Here is a 21,330-nt window from a genome sequence, read left to right as displayed (position 1 = left end):
TATAGGAAGCTATAAAAACGGTGAATTACCATGCTTGAATAATTCCCGTTTTCAGCACCTAATCAACGTTATTTCCTTCATAAACTTCATCTTGTTCAAAATCTTTATTTTTGTTTGGTTTATTAGAGACAAATAAAAAAACAATTAAATTAGGTTAATTGTTTTTCAAATACAAAATCTTTATTTTTTTAAATAACCTATGATATTCGAAAAGACAAATTCTCCAAATGCAAGTGGTATATAAATAAACCATAACTTTAATATTGCCTTTGTTTCTTTGTGATCAGAATCCCCCATTAAAACCAACCCTATCCTTTTTCTTCTAATATTTTCATTTTAATTCCAATAACAAGGAAATTATACCATTTATTAATGTTTTAGTCTATTTTTTCTGAAAATTAAATAAATAAAATTCTTGTATTCCCTCAATATTCAGATAAACATAATAACTTTTTTACGTTTCATCTTCAAAGTCAATAATGACTCCTGTTAGAACCGCTACATTACCAATCGATTGGATCCCGTGACCAATAAAATCCACCTTAAATTCTTCCCACTTTAATTTATGTAATGATATAATAACACTAAATTTTCAACACGTGCTTAATAGATTGGGGACTTATAATGGATAAACCTCTCACTGCATTACAAACTATTATTATACATATGAATACAACTGAGCATTGGCATGATTTTATTTGTTACTGTCAGCATCGCGAAGCGGGACTTCGAAAATTAGCTTTTAAACATTTAGAGACATTTATTACAAATGCAAAGAAATGGGAATCAAAAGATCAAGAAGAGTTTGCCATTTCGCTGTTTACTATTTTAGATGTATTAAACGAAAAAGATGAGGTCTTAACTTTCTCACTAAATAGTTTTCTAATTGACATTCTATATAGATGGACAGAAAACAACCCATTTGATTCAAGACCTTTTAGATGGATAGGAATTTATATGGACTCTAGCAATAAAGAAGACGATTTAGAAAAATCCCTTCGAAAAGCGATTGAATTAGGTGGTGATACCGAACAAGAAGCCATGATATACCTAGTTTCTAATTACATCAATACTTTAGAATTTGGTACACATGAATTCCCTTCAGGTTATTGCGGAGATTTAAGTGAATGTATAGAAAAACTTCCCTATATGCTTCAATTAATTGATAGAATTCAGAATAAGAACATAAAGGAGCAAAACATTGGGCAAATACAAGAACAACTACACCTTATTCTAGATTGGTTAAAACATACACAAATTCCAGTAGATGCCGTTCGTGTACGGGAAAAAGAACAAACTAAGGAATTAGAAAAGGTCATTGTATATTATTTACACAACAGCTCAAGTCGTTAATTCATCGTGTACAGAGATAATAAAGTTGTTTAAAAAACGCCAGTCATGTTATTCAACAATCGGGCTATATAACGGAATAAATCCTTGTAAAAATTAAAAATATTTGAAATAATCGTCATTAAGTTGAAGTAGAGCGATTGCAGAAAAAGGTGATACGACTTTTTCTTACTTAATAATTGCATGATAGTTAAAAAATTCAACTAATTATATTCCGAAAGGGTGTGTGTAGTATCTTATCAACTAATGTTTTTACTTATAAATCTAAGGATGGAAAAACAATAATAATTAGAGAAGCTAAAGAACGGGATGCAGAAAGAATACTAGATTCTGCTTCAAAAGCTTTAATAAACGCTCCATACATGCTAAGTACGGTTGAGGATGTAAAAAAGGTGCGTATCGATGCTATTCAAAAAACGTTAAAAGCTTATCATGAAAATCCAAATTATGTACAGTTTATTGCTGAAGTTGATGGTAAGTTAGTCGGTGCAATAGATTTTAAGAACGGAAACAAAGAAAAAATTAGTCATCAAGGGGCTTTTGCGATGACCATACTACCCGAATATCGAAATTATGGTATTGGAAGAGCTCTTCTAGAAACGTTAATCAATTGGGCTAAAAATAACAGTAAGATTGAAAAAGTTTGTCTTGAGGTAATGGAAGATAATCTAGGTGCAATCCAATTATATAAGAATCTAGGCTTCTTTGAAGAGGGTAGAAAAGCAAAGGGTGTAAAATTGGATGGTAGCTATCAAGATTTAATATTAATAGCTTTATTCGTTTAAAATTGAACATTAATTTCAATATAAAAAGAGGGTCTTCATAGTCATCTCCCTGTTAAGTAGACAGTAATAGAAACCCTCTTTTTATATTTATCTCACATTAGCTTGCAGTAAAACTCCCCACTGATTATAGTTTCACTTTATTTTAATCCTTTAATTAAAGGTGACGCTTCCCCACTATGGAAAATCCATAGGTCATGAAGTGATCTCGTACATCCAACATATAGTAACTTTGCATCATGTTTTGTGTCTTTGTAATGTTCTTCATCCACATCAATTAAAAGCACCGCATCAAATTCTAAACCTTTCGCTAAATAGACAGGTACTACTGATATACCACCTTCATATTTACTTTGGTTTGCTTCAATTACGTTTACCGTTAATCCTGCATTTGTTAATTCCACATATATATCACGGCATTCATCTTCTGTTCTTCCGATTACCGCAATTGTTTTCACATCTGCATTTTGCAAATGTTTTACCGTCTTCACAATTTCAGTAAATTGATTTTCCGCATGAATTACTTTCACATCTTCTCCACTGCGGAAGACTGGTGTTGCGAGTCCTACTGGGATTTCTGCATTTTTAATTATTTCATTTGCAAATTCAATAATTTCTTTTGTAGAACGATAACTTCTTGTCAATTCATAATAACCGGTTTCTTGGAATACTTCCTTAAAAGCATTCCAATCTTCAATTCCTTGGTAATCATAAATCGCTTGCGATAAATCACCTAATATAGTGAAAGAATTACCTAATGTAATTTCTTTTAATACATAAACTTGGAAAGGCGAAAAATCTTGCGCTTCATCAATAACAACGTGATGAAACTTCTGCCCGATTTCAATCCCTGTTATACGATGATGTATGTATATTAAAGCTGGTAAATCTTCTACATACACTTCTTTTTTACGACAACTCTTTTCTGTTTCTTTAACAAGTTCTTCAGGTAATACCTCGAGTATTTCTTTACTTTTTACTATTGAACTATACAGTGAAAGAGCACTCATTTTCGGCCAAAACTTCATATATGCGTTCAGTCTCTTAGTCGCTTCTTTTTTAAGTAATTTTTTCTCGTTTGTTTCCCCGAATTTTTTAAGTTCAATTTCAATCCAGCGCTTCATTCGTCCTACTAATCGTTCTCTTCTTTTCTGTAAAGGATAATGTTTATATTCAACTTGCATCCATTTTTTAATATCTTCTACTGGAATAATCGCTCTATCCCACGCCTCAAAATCTTTTGTCGGAACTAACTCATTTTCAAATTGGATCATTCTCTCTTCAATAAACGTCTTAAATTCCAACGTACCCTTTAATTTACCTAGCATTATCTTCTTTTCATCACGATTAATTGAAAATGCTTCTTTCAATTTTTCTTCTGTCTGCTTTAGTTTCACTGAATCATCTAACGTACGTAATGCCCAATCCAGAAACGTTGTTTGACTAATATTCCCTACACCTAATTCAGGAAGTACACTCGAAATGTAGTCTAAAAACAGACTATTCGGCGCAAATACGATCATTCTTTCTGCTTCTAGTTGTTCACGATATTCATAAATTAAAAAAGCAAGGCGATGTAAAGCAATTGTTGTCTTTCCGCTCCCTGCAACCCCTTGAATAAGTAATGGTAAATTTCTTTCCGCTCGAATAATATCATTTTGTTCCGATTGAATCGTTGAAACAATATCCTTTAGCTTATTATCTTTATTCTCACCTAATCGATATAGAAGAAAATCATCGGCATGCGATACATCTTCATTTCCTTTTACATATGTATCAACAACACGTTCAAGTTCTCTTTTTCGAATGGAAATGTTTCGTTTTAAATACACATCACCTTCTACTAACCCATCTGGTGATTGATAAAATGCTAATTCTTCTCCACCGGTAAATGAATAAAACATACTGGCGACAGGCGCCCGCCAATCAATAATGATTGGCTTCATCGTGTCCATATCCGAAACCCCTACTTTTCCGATATAAATCGGCATAACTTCTTCTTTTCCATCTTCCTGAAAATCTAACCTTCCAAAGTACGGCTCTTGCACACCAATACGTAAGTTTTGTCTATTAGACTCCCTCATACTTTCAAGAATTTGCTCTTTAAAATCTTCTCCATAATAAACCGGGGTTTTTTCAAGCTTATCCAATTGCTCATCCATCGTATGTAAAGTATCCTTCATTTTTTGTAACTCATCTTCAAATATGTTGCTCATTTCGACGATTCCCTCCTGTCCGTTCTAATTTTTCAGTCGAAGTATCATTGTATTAAAAACCCAATCATAAAGTCAATAGTTTCCGTTTAAATTTTCCGAAAAAACTTACTTTTCATCTTTCTAATTTAAAAAGAATATGCAACATCAAAATCACACAAATACACATATAGTATAGTGATGCATACAAAAGATACTACTTTCTATTTGTCTCCTATTTAATTTATCCATTAACAAATATTGTAAAAATTAAAGACTTTAATCAATGGGCGTTTTACTGCCCACAAATAATAGGATAAATAAAAGTAAAGGAGGCTCTTCAAATGAATATTTTGAATCTATCTCAAGATTAAATATGCTTCTATCTGGCTGTATCCTTATGCTTTGTTGGTCAATTATGTATGTTGAAATATATAGACTTACAAAATCAGTCTGGCCATGTGTTATCATGCATGCAATCAAGGATGCTGTTCCTACTGTTTTAGTTACAATAACAGGGATTATTACTCTTACAAACAGTAGTGATTTTTGGTTAAATCCTACTAGCGGGGTCGCTGCTACTGTTTTATTTCTCGGAATTGGAATCGTACTAAGAACTATAAGAATAAAAAGAGAACGACAATTATTCACACAATAAAAAGCAGATAATGAATTCGTCATTATCTGCTTTCCAATTTTTAAAACTACCTTATTATATTTTTTGATACATAAGCCAGTCACCAGAGTCTATCACTTTCTTTAACATCTTTTTATTCTGAGCGATATACACATATGCCTCAATTTCCCTATCAGCAACATATACTGTTTGCGTGATTCGATCATATAAATCAGTCTCCGCATTACCTGTATATTCTTCTAGTTCATCTAACTTACACAATATCTTATCATTTACTACATAAACTTCTCCATACACCTGTTCTTCAATCGAATAAGTCATGGCCGGATATCCTTCATTCGTATCAAATAATTTTCCATATGTCCAAGCTCTGTCTGCGATGCATGTTGCACCTTGCATATAATGAGCATTCGTTTGTCCTCTTCTTAATGTGCCATAAACGAACACATGATACATAAATTCTTATCCCCTTTATATGTCTCTACTTTCTTATTTGTAAATAAGCACGAATCATAAAGTAACTCACTTCATTCGGAAGCTGTTCTTTAATAGATTTCAGCCCACCCTCTGCATTTTGAACGGCAGTTTCAATAAGAGATTCATACTCTGCTGGAACAAAGCTTTGCCAATCTACTTCCATTCCATCCTCATAGCAGCGAATTAAATGGTTTTCAATTGTTTGTCTTGATAAGTTACGTTCTTTTGCAATCTCATTCAAATCAATACCTTGTTTATACATTTCATATGTTTCTAAATGAGAATTTGCGGACGCTTTTCCTGACTTTTTACGCTCTGAAACTACTTCTGTCTTAATCGTTTCAGCATAATTTGGATTTTCCTCAATAAAATGCTGAACTGCTTGTAAGAAGTGCGAGCCATATTTCACAAGTTTGTGTTCTCCGATACCTTTTACCGTCAACAATTCAGAATCATTTTGCGGCATTTTCACACACATATCTTTTAATGTTTGGTCAGAGAAAATAACGAACGGAGGTACACCTTCTCCTTGTGCAATTTCTTTACGTACTTCACGAAGCACTTCAAATAAAGGATGGTCTTGAACAATTTGTCTTGTCTCTACTCGTTCTTTTCGTAAAACATTCTCTTTGCCAAGTAATACTTCTTTCCCTTTTTCAGTTACTTTTAACGTCGGATAAGTGCCATGTTCAACTGCAATTAACTCGTCTGAAATTAAAAACTCAATAAACTCACTGACCTCTTTTACACTACGGTTCGATAAAAGCCCATACGTTGGTAAAGTATGAAAATTAAATTCAATAACTTTCTTATTCTTCGACCCAGTTAATACTTGCGCTATCATTTGCTTTCCAAAGCGTTGGTTCGTTCTAATCATGCATGATAAAACCATTTGTGATTCTCTTGTCACATCGATGCTCTCGCGATTGTCTGTACAATTACCACAGCGTCCACAATCTTCTTTCGGTTCTTCTCCAAAGTATTGCAAAATGAATGATTGTAAACATTGTTCTGTATGACAGTAATCGGTCATATTTTGCAATTTTTCAAGTTCATTTGAAAAACGTGATTCTCCAGTTGATTGATCAATTAAAAAACGCTGTACTTGTACATCTTGAGAAGAATATAACAATATACATGTACTATCTAATCCGTCACGACCAGCACGTCCTGCTTCTTGATAGTAACTTTCCATATTTTTTGGAAGCTGATAATGAATTACGTAACGAATATTCGATTTATCAATACCCATCCCGAATGCAGATGTTGCTACCATTACACTTACTTCATCTCGTAAAAAGAGTTCTTGTTGCTCATTTCGATCACTATCACTCATACCAGCATGATATTTTGATACAGAAACACCTGCCTTCATCAAATCTTCATATAACTGATCGACTACTTTTCTAGTAGCTGCATATATAATCCCGGATTCCTTTTGATTTTGACGAATATAATCCGCCAAATATGCATTTCGATCTTGCCCTTTAATGACAGAAAACGATAAGTTCTCACGCTCAAACGTTGTCATAATTGTATTTTCTTGATTAATTTCAAGTGTGTTACAAATATCATCACGTACTTGCGGTGTTGCTGTTGCTGTTAATGCTAATACGAGCGGCTTTTCTGGAAGATAATCTAATATGCGATGTATATGTAAATAACTTGGACGGAAATCATGTCCCCACTGTGAAATACAGTGTGCTTCATCAATCGCAATCATAGGGATTTTCATATCAATAAGTTGATCAACAAACTCCATCGAATCAAGACGCTCAGGCGCCACATAAAGTAACTTGTAATGTCCTTGTTTCGCTAATTGAATTCGCTGATTTGCTTCTGCAATAGATATAGAACTATTAATATATGTAGCTGAAATGCCATTCTGTACCAATGTATCTACTTGATCCTTCATAAGTGATATTAGAGGCGATATAACCAACGTCGTTCCTTCAAATACTAATGCCGGAATTTGATAACAAATCGACTTACCGCCACCCGTTGGCATAATACAAACCGTATCTTTCCCATCTAGTACATTTTTAATTGTTTCATCTTGTCCTCTTCGAAACGAAGAATAACCAAAGTAGGACGCTAAAAGTTCTTGTGCTTTAGTAAACAAAAAAGAGTCACCCGCTTTTCTTTATCTTTCATCTACTTCTATTATATCAATCACTTATGCGACTTGAAAGGGATGATTAGATGCTTATTGTTTTTTCATTATTCTATGTTTCTTCACTTATTTAATATGAATTAGCATCATTATTTTATATGTTTTACAACATTTATAACGTAAATCCAGTACACAAGAAGAAAGAGTTTCAATTTAAATGTTCATTTTATTTCCCTTTCTTGAATACTACTAATCGTATACATATAAATTCAGGAGGTTACTATATGAAACATCGTAATATGAGTTCCATCAAGGCAAAAACGAAAACACAAAAACTCCAATTCTCTAATAATGATGCGTGGAAATATGAATTATACTATAAGTACCAGCCATTATTCTCTTATAAAAAGCTTTTTAATTTTCTTTCTCAACTTTTTAGACGTTAATATATGTGCAAAAAATATATCATTCACAGAATTTTTCTCAATATTAAATGTATAGACTTACTACAATTCAGTTGTTACCATATATAATAATCTGTTGGATAAACCCCTTAAGTTGACCTGCTTATATTAGCAGGTCTTTTTCATGATTACATACTTCTGTGTACCTCGATCTCACTTCCAAGTCTTTTCTCCATTTTATAACCATATTTAGATCCCAACAATTAATGATAATCATAAATTGTTGGGATTTAAATTGTTCACATATAATTATGCAATTCTTCTTTCTCAATACACAAAACACATTTTACTTGTTACTATAAAAGTACTCCAGATGAGTTTTTTGCTCATCGACATTATCTAGTTATTGGGGCCTGCCGCGGGAAGCAGGTCCCTTTGACTGTATTAAGGTCCCAATTTCATTTGGACACATTTACCAGGTTTTTTCAAAAGAATTTTATGATAACATTACGTAGTCGAGTCCGACATCTCGGCAATACCCTTTTGAGGGTCTGCAACTTCCCTTACAGACCCTCTTTTACTTTATATTCAATTTATTCATATATACCACAACACCATTCATTGAATTTCTCCATTTCAAATTCCCTAAAAATAATCTAGGACACGTAACTAAAAATAAATCTTCATCATACTTTGAGTTATACATGTTCAAAGGAGTGTTACTATTTATGTATTCTTATTGGCAATCGTATTACTCCCCCTACCATAACCCTTATGTAAACTATGATTTATCCGTACGGAACTACCGAATTAGTAAAAATGAGAATTTTTTAAAAGGGTATATGCGTTCTTTATGGGAACAACACGTCGCTTGGACGAGATTGGCTATTATAAGTATAGTATTTAATTTACCAGATGTTAATGTTACTGTTGGACGACTTCTACAAAACGCAACACATATGGGACTATCACTTGAACCATTTTACGGTGAGGATGCAGTGAAAAAATATAGTGCATTAATTAAAGATCACTTAGTAATTGCAGCGGATCTTGTTAAAGCCGCAAAAGCTGGTAATCAAAATGCAGCGGCCGCTATAGAGAAAAAATGGTACGCTAATGGTGACGCAATTATTGAATTCCTTAACAGGATCAACCCATATATAGATAAAGAAGAATTTAGAAAAATGTTTTATGAACATTTAGCACTAACGAAAGCAGAAGCACTTGCCTTCCTAAATAAAGATTATGAAGCAGGAGTAAAACTTTACGATAAAATTGAAAAAGAAGCATTAGAAATGGCTGACATGATAACAAACGCAATCGTAAAACAATTCCCGCAAGTATTTCAATAAAGTGAAACTTTAATCAGTGAGGGGGTTGTTCATCCCCCACTGATTATCAGCTCTCACCAATCGGCTTATTTAGTTTTCTCTCCATGATATTTCACCTCTCCTCTTTACATTTAGCTTATATCGATATATTTTATTAATATCCGTTTTTTATAGGAGGAAATAGTTTGATTAACGCGATTGGTCTCGTTTTTATACTTACAAATAAACACGAGAAAAAAAAGAAAGTTTACTTAAATGAAAAATTTGCACTAATAGATATTATTGATTCTAAAGAAGTATTTGATGATGAAGGGAATCCTTTAGTAGAACTAACATGTAAATACAGTATATATTTAGATGAAAAATATTACTGTAAATCTCTCGATGATTATACCGGACAAGTCTTTCCTTTCTTAAGTGCAAAAATAGGAAAAGGTCTTCTAAGAAACTTAAACTATTACTTTTCTTACGTTGATGCCTATGATAAGAAACCACCAGTTAAAGAAATAAGACCACTTATGAAACAAGTAACTAACAGATAGCCAAAAATACCAAAAAAAGAAAGCATCTAACCCTGGATGTTTTCTTTTTTATTAAAAACTCATTAACTTTCATCCTCTTCTAAAAGTATGTATCCAAGCATATTTTAAATTAAAAACATTGGAGGATTAGAGTGAATGAAATACTCAGAAACAATTATAAGCAAACGACTTCGAATACTTAAAATGACGGGTATGTTTTTCATGCTAGTGTTAATAGCATGGATTGGCTATACAAAATTACTTTATGAAAACGGCTTTCTTCAAGAAAAAAAGAATTCAGTAGAAGTAATGAACACTAGCATTACAGGAGAAATAGAGCAGCTTTTTCATATAAACTTGCAAGGTTATCGAAAAACAAGCCTTGATGCTGTTATAGAAGCCAGTAAAACCGATCCAAGTGAACTATCCTTAATTGAACTAGTCAACAAATCCTGCTCGCGAGATTGCATAGGTGAACCAGTTACATATGTAAACTCAAACAATGGATATATCTTTTATAAGGAATCTAATGGAACTAATGTAGCTATAACGGTTAAAAAGAAAGACACATGGGTAATTGTAAAGAAATCTGTTCAAGATGGAATATAATCATCCAAAAAAAGAGTACGCATCTGGTATTATCCCCTATAGGTAGACAGTAAAAAAAGAGTCCATCTGATATGATGGACTCAATACTGTTTTATCTGGAGGGGATTTTTTTATGGCAAGAAAAGGACAATCATTTCAAAAATATACAGAAGAACTAAAGCGAGAAGCAGTTCGTCTTCGATTAGAAGAGAGAAAATCATTGCGAGAAATTCGTGAACAACTCGGTGTGAAGAGCGATGCCCAGATTATTGAGTGGGTAAAACGTGCGCAACAAGGGGAGTCCTTTGATGATCAACGTGGTGTCTGGAATCGAAAGAATTTTAATAGTCTAGAAGAAGAAAATGCTTATTTGAAGGCACAGGTTGAGTATTTAAAAAAGCGCAATCCAAATCTACACGGGAAGGAATGGTCCTAAAGAAAGAACGATTTTCTCTTATCGATTCATTACGCCAAGCCTATCCACTCCGATGGTTGCTTCAAATCGCGGAAGTTTCTAAGGCTGGCTACTATAAATGGCGGAAATATCATAACGTGCAGCGTTTACGTCAGAAAAGGGATATGTGGCATAAAGAACATATTTTATCTATTCATCGTCAGCACCCTTACTATGGGTATAAACGTATGACTCGTGCTTTGGCTCGAGAAGGAATGGTAATGAATCATAAACGTGTTCGTCGTCTTATGAGAGAGCTGGGTATTCAATCTATCATTCGAAAAAAACGTCCGTTTTATGGAAGAAAAACATCTGTGGTATTTAAAAATCATTTGAATCGAGAGTTTCAAGCTGAAAAGCAAAATCAAAAATTCGTAACAGATATTACTTATGTACGAATCGGAGAACAATTTGCCTATTTGTCGGCTGTGTTAGATTTATACAACAATGAAATTGTTGCCTGGAAGCTATCTTCAAGAAATGATTTAGATTTGGTTTTAACTACATTACGTCAATTAGAAGGGAAGTCATTAACTACTAAGCCCCTTTTCCATTCAGATCAAGGGTTTCAATATACATCTAAATCCTACGCAAAACAGTTAGAGAAATTAGGATTTGTCGGTAGTCATTCTAGACGTGGAAACTGTTTTGATAATGCGTGTATCGAATCATTCTTCTCACATTTAAAAACAGAGAAGTTGTATTTAGTGTGCCCAAAAACATATGAAATGGCCTACCGAGCAATTCAAGAATATATTCAATTTTATAATACAGAAAGATTCCAAGAAAAACTTCACGGCCTTTCCCCGATAGAATATCGGGAAAAGGCCGTGGCATAATACTCTTTTTATTTCTGTCTACTTGACAGGGAGATGACCAATCGTACTCTTTTTTATTATTAATACCCTTCCTCTTCATGCCTACAATGGCATTTCGCTTTTGTTTTACAATGACATTTTTCACACTCACACTTCGGTTTCTCTTTGCAACAACACTCGTGAAAATCATTGCGCTTACATCTACATCTCCCAAACATTAAATCATCCCAAAATTTATTACAATCTTGAAAATGTCCACAATGACAAGTATTTCTCATAAATATGCTTCCTCCTTGATAGAATTCATCATATTCTATGTTTGAAAGTATACAAAGGCTTGTTTATTAGTCTATTTTCTCCATATTATAAGTAGAGTTAAAAGATTAAATAAAAATAAAAACCGTCACATGACGGCTCTTATTTTTGCAAACTACTCTTTTGTATAAAAATATTTAATTCCTTTCATATCTAACCAAGCAGTTGCTTTGTCCAGTTCGTTCCCTTGACGATAATCTGTTTCGAAATACACAAGCCCTTGGTTATCTCCACGAGATATTATTTTAGAAGTATATCCAAGCTTATCCATCATTTGAATCATGTCAGAAATTAAATTTACACCAAATTCATAAGTAACTACTTTGCTATATTTATTCACTATAATTCCAACCCCTTCTTGTTTTTTTATCGGCTCAACAATTTGATTTGTAAACCAAGCTAACGGCTTATTTCCAATCAGCTTATTTAAATCACACTTGCCGATACCAGCCACATTTCCTGTCTCTGTGTATTGCCAAATATCACATGGATACGCCGGTTTGTTACCACCATAACGAGGAATCCATACAAAATCACAATTGACATTTTCCATTCCAAATGGAGCATACATATGATGAGCAATATATAAACCGACTTTCTTAGCTCCTAATCTGCGTAATTCATCAATAAAAGCTTGTGCACCCGCTCTCATATCGTTCATTGTTCTTACTTCTACGTCAGCTACCCAAACTGTTGCATTTTTATCACCACGGTTCCAAAAGTCTCTTGCTTCTATCCGTGCATCCTCTACTGAAACGAAACGACAGAACGCATAATTACCAAACGGAATATTCCTTGCTTTCATTGCTTGTACATAATTTTTATATAAAGGATCTACATAGTTTGAACCATCTTGCACACGTGCAATTACGAAATCTAATTGTGGTGCTGCGATATCCCAGTTAATGTCGCCATTCCATTTCGAAATATCTACAATATAACCCATTATTTAACATCTCCTTTTTCATTATTATATTCAAAGCTTGTTTTTTTGTTATTATCAACTAATAAATAGTATGAGAGGTATTATATTATTGGGTAATAATTTAAAATTCGGCTTATGTATTGAGAAAACAAAATATTATTACGGGTTTAATAAGTAAAGATTTACAAAACTCTAAACTATATAAAGTGAAACGATAATTAGTAGGAGGCTACGAGCAGTGTAATTCCCACCTAATTTCTTAGCTTCATCCGAATTTTGAGGTGAGAATTTTACTTCCCGCAAATAGCTTGATAAATAAAACCACCTTTCTGACAGGTGGTTTTGTGTACTAATTTACATATAAATTGTCCATATTTTTATAGTTACTTAATATACTTGTTAACTAAAAATAAGACAATTTTTAGTTTTTAATCAAACCAATTTTCGTTTTATCTCACGTACTCATAGTACCATTTACGTGCATCTAACCAAGCTGTAAATTTATCGATATTCCCGGACGGATAGCCATTCGTTATAGCATAACCAATGCCATCTTTTTGAACGACAATTTGTCCATCAATACCCGCATCAACCATAGCTTGAGCCAAATCTTGTAAATTACTAAATGCTACACCACCAGTTTTTACTTTGAGCAAATTCGCTGCACCTCCTCCAGTTTGTCCTGTAAGAGCAAATACAATAGAATTAGCGATTTTATCAACATTCCATTTTGCCATGTCGGATTCATTATCAATAAACCCTAATTCAATAAGAATAGCCGGTGCCTTCGTTCCATTTAATACCGCTAAATCTGTACGTTGTTTCGCACCTCGATCACGCCATCCAATATCTTTTGCTAGTTGAGCTGAGATTTTAGCCGCCAAATCTTTCTGATCATAATATAAAACCTCAACACCCTGTCCATTTCCATCACTTGCATTAAGATGAAAAGAAATAACTAAATCCACAGCATGGGAATTGCTATTCCGAATGATATTATTTAAATTTTGTGATTGAGTTGCCCCTACCTCGTCCGTATCGTCATAAACCGTGTGTCCTAGGGCTCTTAACTTAGCCGCCACGGCATCTTTAACTTGCCTATCTAGAACGTGTTCTTTCCGATTCCCGAAATTAGCACCTTGAACAATACTATTGTGTCCTCCGTGCAAACTATATCTAGCCATTATTCATCAACATCTCCTTTCTTAATATCTTATTCAAAACTTGTCTTATTGCTATTCCCACTTACAATCTTAACTGTGCCCATACGTCCTATATTTTCTAAAAGTGATGCAATTTGTTTTCGATATAAAAAAGCTATCGCTTCATAAATCGAATGATTTATTCTCTAAATTACTTTTACATGAATGACGACACGAACAAAAAAGCATCACCCTTTCGGCGATGCCTAAAAACTCTATTTTACTTTTCAGCTCCCTAAATAAATAGAGTTTAAAATCACTGAAACTACACCTATATTTCCTCCCTTTCCTTCACAGCTTCTTTCAACCTCTGCAACATATACCCAATTCCTTTACACCCCTCTAGCGGATATGTAATCATTTCTTCTGGATATAACTTTGTCACTACTTTTTTATGCTTCTTCCCTGCTAGTAAGACGATTTCGTCAAACTGTAGTAAACTTTTATCTACCATCTGTTTTTGTAATTGCTCTATACTTATTACCTCATCGCTTTTTGAATCAAATGCAAGATCATAGTTTTCTAATACAATATCACTTGGTCTTAAAAATCCATGTTTCGCTGATAATATAACCCAGTTTTCGAAAAACATAGTTGCGTACGCCTGACATGCTTTTCCGAACGGACTAATATATACATCTTTTGCTTCCATCGGTCCGTAGTCTGAATGTTTATCCCAAATTTTCTTTTTTCCGCATGGAATTATACATAGCCTTTTCATATATATTTCTACTCCCTTTACTTTGGTAAATAAAATTCGTTATTTTGTACATTTTTTTCTCGAGATACTATATAATAATTCTGAAAGTTAAAATTACACATTTTACCATATGCGTACTATAGATTACTCTCATTGCAAATATTATAATACCATAAAAAATTTTTCATTTTTTCTTCAAAATAATGAAACTAAATTATAATGCAAGTATGTATTAATAAAACAATAAAGGAGGTTCATAAAAATGAAAAATATTATTCCTGCACTATTAGTCTATTTTATCGTTTGCGTTATTTCCGTTATCATCCCAGCATCTGAAGGCTATAATTATGTCGGCTGGAAGTTATTTGTTGGGCAAGTGTATGCGATACCTATTTTCTTCATTACTACGATAATCACATTTTATATAAACAAGAAAAAATCTTACGAATAAACGATTATAAGGATAGCTAACGCTATCCTTATTTTAATTCGTTAATCAAAACTTTATATCCTTTCTTCTAAAAAGTTAAACGCAACATCTGTATTTCAGCGTTTAAACGCAGTTCCTCCGAAATCCAGCTCTCTAATTTTGAAACAGATGCAATATTTTTTCAAAAAGCCCCTGTAATTTACTTTTCAATACTTCCATATCATTAAGCATACACAATGCGACTGTTTAAAAGTTAAAAATTTCTGCTTATTATAAATAAAAAAGGACAAATAGCCAATCTGACTATTTGTCCTTACTGTTCATCTGTACGCAATACGATTAAGCTTGGAATGCTTCTGTTAATACTGGTACGATTTGTTTTTTACGAGATACAACACCTTTTAAAGTAGCTGTATTGTTTTCTAGTGATACGTTGTATGCTTTCTCAACAACGTTTACTGCTTTACCGATCGCAAGACCGACAGAATCGTTAGTTAAGATATCAGTTACAACGAATAAGAATAGGTCTAAACCTTTTTCTTCTACTACTGCAGAAATTACTTTTTCAAGTTCCGCTTGGTGTACAAGAACGTCGTTTGTATCAACAGCGTTTACTTGTGCGATTTCAACTTTCGCATTACCCATTTGGAATTCTTTAGCATCAAGAGAGATTAATTGCTCCATTGTTTTTCCGCTTAAGTCAGCACCAGCTTTTAACATTTCTAAGCCGTAGTTATCTGCATCTACACCAGCGATTTCCGCTAATTCACGAGCAGCTGCTACATCTTGTTCTGTGCAAGTTGGAGATTTGAATAGTAAAGAATCTGAAATGATTGCAGATAACATTAAACCTGCAACTTCTTTACGAATTGTTACGCCATTTTCTTTGTACATTTTGTTTAAGATTGTAGCTGTACAGCCAACTGGCTCACAACGATAGTATATAGGATCGCTTGTTTCAAAGTTAGCAATACGGTGATGGTCAATAACTTCTAACACACGAACTGATTCGATATCGTTAGCACTTTGTTGACGCTCGTTATGGTCAACTAAAATAACGTTGTCCACTTCGCTTGCTACTGTCTCAACAAAACGCGGTCCTTCTACTTTAAAATAGTCTAACGCAAATTGAGTTTCACCGCTGATTTCGCCTAAACGTACAGGCTCAGCATTCATTCCTAATTCTTTTTTCAATTCTGCATAAGCAATTGCAGAACAAATTGCATCTGTATCTGGGTTTTTATGCCCGAAAACTAGTACTTTTTCCATGTTTTCCACCTCTTCATGAAAAGGATATCTTAAAGAAGCAAATATGACAATATTTAAAGCATATTTTTTTATAAATAATTGCACTTTCTTCTATATTTTTCATCATTTTCATAAAAAAAATCATCTAAAATGAATTAGATGATCGAAATGTATGTTTGAATTAAAATAGTGTAGGAGCTTGCACTACATTGTTAAAAGCGAAATTTGAGGATAAGCCATTATTCAAAAGGTTTACATCTATAACTTGATAAAACGCATTTCCAGTGTCTGCAATTTCCCAAACAGCTAAAATAAGATGGTATCCACTACGGTCAGTTGGTACATTTGCTTCGTGCGTTACTGTTGTCCCTGGTCTAGCTCCACCGTCATTTTTTACATAGAATGGCACTAAATCTAAATCTGATCGCGTCAAAGGTTTATTTGGATTCCAACCTTTTTTCGTAATATAATATTTCCACTCTTTCGTACTATGAGGAGCCGTTAGTTTCCACTTGAATGTATTCGTCCCGCCATTTAACGTAACTTTCTTCCACCTATCTACAGTTTGAACATCTAAAGCGGGAAAATGACCAGCCCCTGCAATTTGTCCATCAGAAGGTCCTAGTTGTGGAAATCCACCTATCCCTTCTACACTTTGTGGTTCATATTGAATTGGTCCACAATTTACATTTACACCTTGCTTACATAAATAAGATCGGCTCGCTGGTGATTCTACATATCCATGAGCTGAAGCCTTTTCTGAAAACCCAAATGTTAATAATCCCGTAAGTAATACGCCACCACTTAAAATAACTTTCTTCATCTTTTGTAAACTATTCTTTTTCATTCTTTCATCCCCTTCCCATAATAAAGCGAAAATAACTATAGTCGGCTAGTCATCTTCTCTACATTTATTATAAGACGAGAATCATTACTAAAAGAACCCTCTAAAAACTTTCTCAAATTCATTTAGTGCGTTAATTAGATTATAATTAACTATTTTAACACTGCCAGAAAAATATAGACGGTGTTAAAAATAGTCGTTTATTATTCACTTACTAATAATTAAGCACTCTCCCCGTTTGATTATAACTTAAATGTTTTTATAATAAAGAACCGTAGCATCTAACTTTCCATTCGGAGAAATTGCATACCCTGGTATTGTTCCAACTTCTTGGTAGTCTAGTGATTTGTACAATTTATTGGAAGGATCTCCTTCTCTAGTATCTAATACTAAAAGAGACCTGTTTTCTTGCTTTGCTCGTTCCTCTGCTTTTTGCATAAGCGATCGTCCAATACCGTTTCGTCTAAAGTTTGGATGAGTCATTAATTTGCAAATCTCAGCTCTATGAATTCCGTTAGGCTTAGTAACTAATTGTAATTGAATACTCCCTGCTACTTCGTTGTTTATTTTAGCCACATACAATATCACTTCTGGCGCTAATACTGTTTGCCAATACTTTGTTGCATCTTTTTGTTCCAGTGGAGGCAAAAAACCAATTGATGCCCCATCATTTACAACCATTTTCAAAAGTTTCGAAAGTTCTTCTATATCATTTTCTAGTTTCTTAATTTCTTCAATTACTAAATTTCGCATTACTTTTCCCCCTTTTGTTTCATTGTAACAATTTTTAAAGAAGGAATAATGAAATAATAAGAGGAATTTATAGTTAAGATATGATTTTTTGTGAAAGGATAACGATATGAAATATATATTAGATAGAATGTACGCAAAAGAATTACTCGAATGGGCATATGAACAAAACCCGGGCCCTTGGTTTGAACATTCACTACATGTTGCTCATGCAACTGAAAACATAATTATAGAACTTATAAAAAAAGGGTACAAGCTAGATGCTGACATAGCATATAACGCTGCCCTTTTGCATGATATCGGAAGATACAAAGGTTTTACCAAATCGGTCATTCATTCCTATGATGGTTATATGTATATGAATGATTTAGGGTATACAGGAAACGCTGTTATTTGTGTGACACACTCATTCCCATGCAAAAATGAACATATAGATATCGCAGCAGAATGGAGTCTCGTTCCTGACCATATGAGAAGCCGATTAGTTGAAATATTAAATGAACATTGTAACTACGACTTATACAATAAAGTAATTACTCTTTGTGACGCTCTTGCTGATGCGGATGGCTTTACTACGCTGGAAAGAAGATTAATTTCTGTTGGTTTGCGTCATGGTACAACATCTCATACATCTTTACATTGGAAAGGGTTTTATGCGATTAAGAAAGAATTAGAAGCTTTAATCGGTAAGAGTATATACACAGTTCTTCCTGATGTAGAAAAATCTATTTATGAAGATATAGAATATTAAAGTAAATACAAATTGAAAGCGATAAAATTTGTATTTATGTTTCTAAAAGACTCTTTCAAAAATGGAGGGATTTCTTATTAGTAAAATAGGATTTGACTTGATAAACCTTGAGGGGAATTTTGAATTTGGATATGAAGATATAAAAAAGATTTCTATGAGATGTAAATTTTCTAACTGTTCACATACAAACGAACCAAACTGCGCGGTTAAAAGAGCTATCTCTGACGGTGCTCTTTCTGAAGAAGTAGTTAACAGTTACTATAGAGATTTTAATGAGGCACATTATGTTTCTAAACAGAAAAATAAAACAAAAGCCATTGATTATATGAAGCAATTGAAGCTTTTTACAAAACCTTAAAATTAAATAAATAGTTGTTATTTCTCATTCCTACTAAATTTAAAATTCTCCCATTATTGTATAACCATAAATTGAACCCATCCTAGATAATTTTTATACTCAAATTTAATTTCACATAAAAAACGTTTTAAACATAAAGTTTAAAACGTTTTTTTATTCAATGCTTTTGATTTTTCAATTCTGTTAAACACTCTTGCACTAAAGTTACCGCTTGACTCATCGCAGCTCCGCCAGCAAATGCTGCTGAAACACCACATGCTTCCAGAATCTCTTTATCCGAACATCCTTGATCAAGACAACCTTTTGTATGATAAATTGTACAATACTCATCTTGCGTTGCTAAACTAATTCCTAATGCAATAAGTTGTTTTTCTCTTTTTGTTAAAGAACCCTCTTGAAAACAAGCTTGCGTGAACGCATTATATGTCTCAGCGATTTCAGGAATTTGATTTGTAAAACTACCTATACCTTCTTTATAATGATGTAGAATATCATTTATCGAACTATGTTGCTCATGTTCCATCTTATTCCCTCCAGTCATATTATCCATACTTATTGTAGTATGTGATGAAATGGAGGCAATATACCTTCTTTTAAATTAAGAATTTTCAATTAATTTGAGTTATAATTTTAAATTATCATCGACAATAACTTTTTCTCTAGAACTTTTTCTTTCAACCTCTTTACTTCTTTCTTCCCAAAATGTTAATCCTTCAATCCCCACATTTTTAGGATTAAATACTGGATCTTTCCCTTCTTTTTTCTGCGTTTCATAATCTTTTAACACTTTTAATGCGGTTTTACTTAAAAGTAAGATTGCGATTAAGTTTAACCATGCCATACTACCGATTCCTAAATCTCCAAGATTCCATAAAAGCGACGCTGATTCAACGCTACCGATGTAAACCATAATTAAAAATCCAAATTTCAAAACTGGTTTTAACCAGCCATACTTCAGTTGACGATCTAAATAAGTAAGTGTCGTTTCAGCGATATAGTAATAAGCGAGTAACGTTGTAAATGCAAAAAAGAAAATCGCAATTGAAATAAATATTGGACCAAACCCTGTTATCACAGTTTCAACTGCTTGTTGTGTATAAATTGGACCAGCTTCCACATTTCCTATGTTTTGTACAATGGCGGTTTTCCCTTCAGGTATAACATTATACATACCTGTTATTAAAATCATAAGAGCTGTCGCTGTACATACGACAATTGTATCGATATATACGGAAAACGCTTGAACTAATCCTTGTTTTGCGGGATGCGATACTTCAGCAGCCGCCGAACTATACGTCGCTTCTCCGACACCAGCAACGTTTGAAAATACAGCGCGTTTTACGCCCCATGCAATAGCTGCACCAACAATTCCACCAAACATTTCATTTACACCAAATGCGCTAGAGAAAATTAAAGCAAACATACTTGGAATCTCCGTTACATTCGCAATTAATATGATACATGTAACAATTACATAACCAATTGCCATAAATGGAACAAGCATTTGAGAAACGCCAGCAATTCTCTTTACACCACCAAAAATAATTGCTGCTAGTAACACGACTAAAAATATACCAGTTATATATTTGCTAATACCATTAGAGTTTTCAAATCCAACTGCGATACTACTAGATTGAATACCTGGTAATAACACGCCATATGAAAGTGTTACAACTACTGCTACAATGACTGCAAACCATTTCATTTTCAAACCTTTCTCAATGAAATATGGAGTACCGCCGCGATATTCATTCCCTACTTTACTTTTGTATACTTGAGATAATGTTGATTCTACAAACGCGCTCGCTGCCCCTAACAAAGCCATTACCCACATCCAAAATACAGCTCCAGGACCGCCGAAAGCAATTGCTGTCGCTACCCCTGCAATATTACCAATTCCAACTCTTCCTGATAAGGCTAAACAAAATGCCTGAAAAGATGATATTCCCGTCTCTGAACTCTTTCCTTCAAATAATAGTTTAATCATCTCTTTAAAATAACGGATTTGCAAAAAGCGTGTTGCAATCGTGAAATATACGCCTGCCCCTAATGCAAAAACAACTAAACCGATACTCCACACTTGCCCTACTAACCATTCTACTAAATTCTCCATCCAAATCCCCCTTATCATTCTTTGGAA

The 21,330-nt window shown here is 33.5% G+C and carries 21 protein-coding genes and 1 pseudogene; 10 read left to right on the top strand and 12 right to left on the bottom strand.

The window, feature by feature from the left end:
* Positions 1-624 precede the first annotated feature (624 nt).
* Complete coding sequence (locus tag B9A45_RS15530; RefSeq protein WP_000360495.1) at positions 625-1,353, top strand: hypothetical protein; 729 nt, start codon at positions 625-627, stop codon at positions 1,351-1,353.
* A 221-nt stretch (positions 1,354-1,574) separates the two neighbouring features.
* A complete protein-coding gene (locus B9A45_RS15525; RefSeq protein ID WP_179135400.1) occupies positions 1,575-2,135 on the top strand; it encodes a GNAT family N-acetyltransferase in 561 nt (186 codons plus the stop codon).
* A 137-nt stretch (positions 2,136-2,272) separates the two neighbouring features.
* Here B9A45_RS15525 and B9A45_RS15520 read toward each other — a convergent pair whose 3' ends face one another.
* Positions 2,273-4,348: a HelD family protein gene (locus B9A45_RS15520; protein ID WP_000065177.1), complete on the bottom strand. Its 2,076-nt coding sequence runs from the start codon at positions 4,346-4,348 to the stop codon at positions 2,273-2,275.
* Positions 4,349-4,667: 319 nt separating this feature from the next.
* On the opposite strand from B9A45_RS15520, the pseudogene B9A45_RS15515 reads away from it, so the two are divergent.
* A pseudogene (locus tag B9A45_RS15515) lies at positions 4,668-4,982 on the top strand (CPBP family intramembrane glutamate endopeptidase); the annotation flags it as partial.
* Positions 4,983-5,036: 54 nt separating this feature from the next.
* On the opposite strand, the gene B9A45_RS15510 reads toward B9A45_RS15515, so the two are convergent.
* Positions 5,037-5,417 carry a gamma-glutamylcyclotransferase family protein gene (locus B9A45_RS15510; protein WP_000274916.1) on the bottom strand — a complete coding sequence of 127 codons (381 nt, stop codon included), beginning with the start codon at positions 5,415-5,417 and terminating at the stop codon, positions 5,037-5,039.
* A 25-nt stretch (positions 5,418-5,442) separates the two neighbouring features.
* On the bottom strand, positions 5,443-7,560 hold the full coding sequence (gene recQ / locus B9A45_RS15505; RefSeq protein ID WP_000494270.1) for a DNA helicase RecQ: 2,118 nt from the start codon (positions 7,558-7,560) through the stop codon (positions 5,443-5,445).
* Between the two features lie 1,123 nt (positions 7,561-8,683).
* Between recQ and B9A45_RS15495 the strand changes: the two genes are divergently transcribed.
* From B9A45_RS15495 to B9A45_RS15480, 4 genes are all read left to right on the top strand, one after another.
* On the top strand, positions 8,684-9,307 hold the full coding sequence (locus B9A45_RS15495; protein ID WP_000287725.1) for a hypothetical protein: 624 nt from the start codon (positions 8,684-8,686) through the stop codon (positions 9,305-9,307).
* A 164-nt stretch (positions 9,308-9,471) separates the two neighbouring features.
* Positions 9,472-9,828 carry a hypothetical protein gene (locus B9A45_RS15490; protein WP_000606231.1) on the top strand — a complete coding sequence of 119 codons (357 nt, stop codon included), beginning with the start codon at positions 9,472-9,474 and terminating at the stop codon, positions 9,826-9,828.
* A 135-nt stretch (positions 9,829-9,963) separates the two neighbouring features.
* The gene (locus B9A45_RS15485; RefSeq protein WP_000877572.1) at positions 9,964-10,416 is read left to right on the top strand and encodes a hypothetical protein; all 453 of its coding nucleotides are present in this window, start codon (positions 9,964-9,966) and stop codon (positions 10,414-10,416) included.
* 112 nt (positions 10,417-10,528) lie between these two features.
* Positions 10,529-11,688, top strand: a protein-coding gene (locus tag B9A45_RS15480) for an IS3-like element ISBth8 family transposase (RefSeq protein WP_087874946.1) whose coding sequence is annotated in 2 segments (ribosomal slippage) — positions 10,529-10,787 and positions 10,787-11,688 — 1,161 coding nt in all. Because the reading frame shifts where the segments join, the coding sequence is not laid out codon by codon here.
* A gap of 59 nt (positions 11,689-11,747) precedes the next feature.
* On the opposite strand, the gene B9A45_RS32730 is transcribed toward B9A45_RS15480, so the two are convergent.
* From B9A45_RS32730 to B9A45_RS15465, 4 genes are all read right to left on the bottom strand, one after another.
* Entirely contained in the window at positions 11,748-11,945 is a 198-nt protein-coding gene (locus tag B9A45_RS32730) for a hypothetical protein (protein ID WP_001246231.1), read from the bottom strand.
* A gap of 152 nt (positions 11,946-12,097) precedes the next feature.
* Entirely contained in the window at positions 12,098-12,928 is an 831-nt protein-coding gene (locus B9A45_RS15475) for a GH25 family lysozyme (protein WP_000540614.1), read from the bottom strand.
* A gap of 428 nt (positions 12,929-13,356) precedes the next feature.
* Positions 13,357-14,091: an N-acetylmuramoyl-L-alanine amidase gene (locus B9A45_RS15470; RefSeq protein WP_000135280.1), complete on the bottom strand. Its 735-nt coding sequence runs from the start codon at positions 14,089-14,091 to the stop codon at positions 13,357-13,359.
* Between the two features lie 289 nt (positions 14,092-14,380).
* The gene (locus B9A45_RS15465) at positions 14,381-14,830 is read right to left on the bottom strand and encodes a DUF6884 domain-containing protein (RefSeq protein ID WP_000824873.1); all 450 of its coding nucleotides are present in this window, start codon (positions 14,828-14,830) and stop codon (positions 14,381-14,383) included.
* A gap of 241 nt (positions 14,831-15,071) precedes the next feature.
* Here B9A45_RS15465 and B9A45_RS15460 point away from each other — a divergent pair, with 241 nt between their 5' ends.
* A complete protein-coding gene (locus B9A45_RS15460) occupies positions 15,072-15,260 on the top strand; it encodes a DUF4017 family protein (RefSeq protein WP_000789486.1) in 189 nt (62 codons plus the stop codon).
* A 318-nt stretch (positions 15,261-15,578) separates the two neighbouring features.
* On the opposite strand, the gene ppaC is transcribed toward B9A45_RS15460, so the two are convergent.
* From ppaC to B9A45_RS15445, 3 genes are all read right to left on the bottom strand, one after another.
* Positions 15,579-16,508, bottom strand: coding sequence for a manganese-dependent inorganic pyrophosphatase (gene ppaC / locus B9A45_RS15455; RefSeq protein ID WP_084064225.1), 930 nt, complete (start codon positions 16,506-16,508; stop codon positions 15,579-15,581).
* Positions 16,509-16,668: 160 nt separating this feature from the next.
* Positions 16,669-17,334, bottom strand: coding sequence for a lytic polysaccharide monooxygenase (locus tag B9A45_RS15450; protein ID WP_000742279.1), 666 nt, complete (start codon positions 17,332-17,334; stop codon positions 16,669-16,671).
* A gap of 246 nt (positions 17,335-17,580) precedes the next feature.
* Positions 17,581-18,084, bottom strand: a complete 504-nt coding sequence (locus B9A45_RS15445; protein WP_001245250.1) for a GNAT family N-acetyltransferase — start codon at positions 18,082-18,084, stop codon at positions 17,581-17,583.
* Positions 18,085-18,190: 106 nt separating this feature from the next.
* Between B9A45_RS15445 and B9A45_RS15440 the strand changes: the two genes are divergently transcribed.
* Both B9A45_RS15440 and B9A45_RS15435 read left to right on the top strand, forming a co-directional pair.
* The gene (locus tag B9A45_RS15440) at positions 18,191-18,832 is read left to right on the top strand and encodes an HD domain-containing protein (protein ID WP_000874102.1); all 642 of its coding nucleotides are present in this window, start codon (positions 18,191-18,193) and stop codon (positions 18,830-18,832) included.
* 61 nt (positions 18,833-18,893) lie between these two features.
* Positions 18,894-19,190 carry a P-loop NTPase family protein gene (locus B9A45_RS15435; protein ID WP_000398281.1) on the top strand — a complete coding sequence of 99 codons (297 nt, stop codon included), beginning with the start codon at positions 18,894-18,896 and terminating at the stop codon, positions 19,188-19,190.
* A gap of 157 nt (positions 19,191-19,347) precedes the next feature.
* Here the strand turns inward: B9A45_RS15435 and B9A45_RS15430 are convergent, their stop codons facing one another.
* Both B9A45_RS15430 and B9A45_RS15425 read right to left on the bottom strand, forming a co-directional pair.
* Positions 19,348-19,740: a carboxymuconolactone decarboxylase family protein gene (locus tag B9A45_RS15430; protein WP_002005224.1), complete on the bottom strand. Its 393-nt coding sequence runs from the start codon at positions 19,738-19,740 to the stop codon at positions 19,348-19,350.
* 72 nt (positions 19,741-19,812) lie between these two features.
* Positions 19,813-21,303: an alanine/glycine:cation symporter family protein gene (locus B9A45_RS15425; protein ID WP_016110139.1), complete on the bottom strand. Its 1,491-nt coding sequence runs from the start codon at positions 21,301-21,303 to the stop codon at positions 19,813-19,815.
* Positions 21,304-21,330 lie beyond the last annotated feature (27 nt).

It is taken from the genome of Bacillus sp. JKS001846, from assembly GCF_900176455.1.
GTDB lineage: Bacteria > Bacillota > Bacilli > Bacillales > Bacillaceae_G > Bacillus_A > Bacillus_A cereus.
The sequence above is the reverse complement of the archived record's forward strand: the minus strand, read 5'-3'. Positions and strand labels throughout refer to the sequence as shown.

Coding starts and splice junctions, on each gene's coding strand:
- B9A45_RS15530 (WP_000360495.1), top strand. CDS start 625: ATGGATAAACCTCTCACTGCATTACAAACTATTATTATACATATGAAT.
- B9A45_RS15520 (WP_000065177.1), bottom strand. CDS start 4,348: ATGAGCAACATATTTGAAGATGAGTTACAAAAAATGAAGGATACTTTA.
- B9A45_RS15510 (WP_000274916.1), bottom strand. CDS start 5,417: ATGTATCATGTGTTCGTTTATGGCACATTAAGAAGAGGACAAACGAAT.
- B9A45_RS15495 (WP_000287725.1), top strand. CDS start 8,684: ATGTATTCTTATTGGCAATCGTATTACTCCCCCTACCATAACCCTTAT.
- B9A45_RS15485 (WP_000877572.1), top strand. CDS start 9,964: ATGAAATACTCAGAAACAATTATAAGCAAACGACTTCGAATACTTAAA.
- B9A45_RS32730 (WP_001246231.1), bottom strand. CDS start 11,945: ATGAGAAATACTTGTCATTGTGGACATTTTCAAGATTGTAATAAATTT.
- B9A45_RS15475 (WP_000540614.1), bottom strand. CDS start 12,928: ATGGGTTATATTGTAGATATTTCGAAATGGAATGGCGACATTAACTGG.
- B9A45_RS15470 (WP_000135280.1), bottom strand. CDS start 14,091: ATGGCTAGATATAGTTTGCACGGAGGACACAATAGTATTGTTCAAGGT.
- B9A45_RS15465 (WP_000824873.1), bottom strand. CDS start 14,830: ATGAAAAGGCTATGTATAATTCCATGCGGAAAAAAGAAAATTTGGGAT.
- B9A45_RS15460 (WP_000789486.1), top strand. CDS start 15,072: ATGAAAAATATTATTCCTGCACTATTAGTCTATTTTATCGTTTGCGTT.
- ppaC (WP_084064225.1), bottom strand. CDS start 16,508: ATGGAAAAAGTACTAGTTTTCGGGCATAAAAACCCAGATACAGATGCA.
- B9A45_RS15450 (WP_000742279.1), bottom strand. CDS start 17,334: ATGAAAAAGAATAGTTTACAAAAGATGAAGAAAGTTATTTTAAGTGGT.
- B9A45_RS15445 (WP_001245250.1), bottom strand. CDS start 18,084: ATGCGAAATTTAGTAATTGAAGAAATTAAGAAACTAGAAAATGATATA.
- B9A45_RS15440 (WP_000874102.1), top strand. CDS start 18,191: ATGAAATATATATTAGATAGAATGTACGCAAAAGAATTACTCGAATGG.
- B9A45_RS15435 (WP_000398281.1), top strand. CDS start 18,894: ATGGAGGGATTTCTTATTAGTAAAATAGGATTTGACTTGATAAACCTT.
- B9A45_RS15430 (WP_002005224.1), bottom strand. CDS start 19,740: ATGGATAATATGACTGGAGGGAATAAGATGGAACATGAGCAACATAGT.
- B9A45_RS15425 (WP_016110139.1), bottom strand. CDS start 21,303: ATGGAGAATTTAGTAGAATGGTTAGTAGGGCAAGTGTGGAGTATCGGT.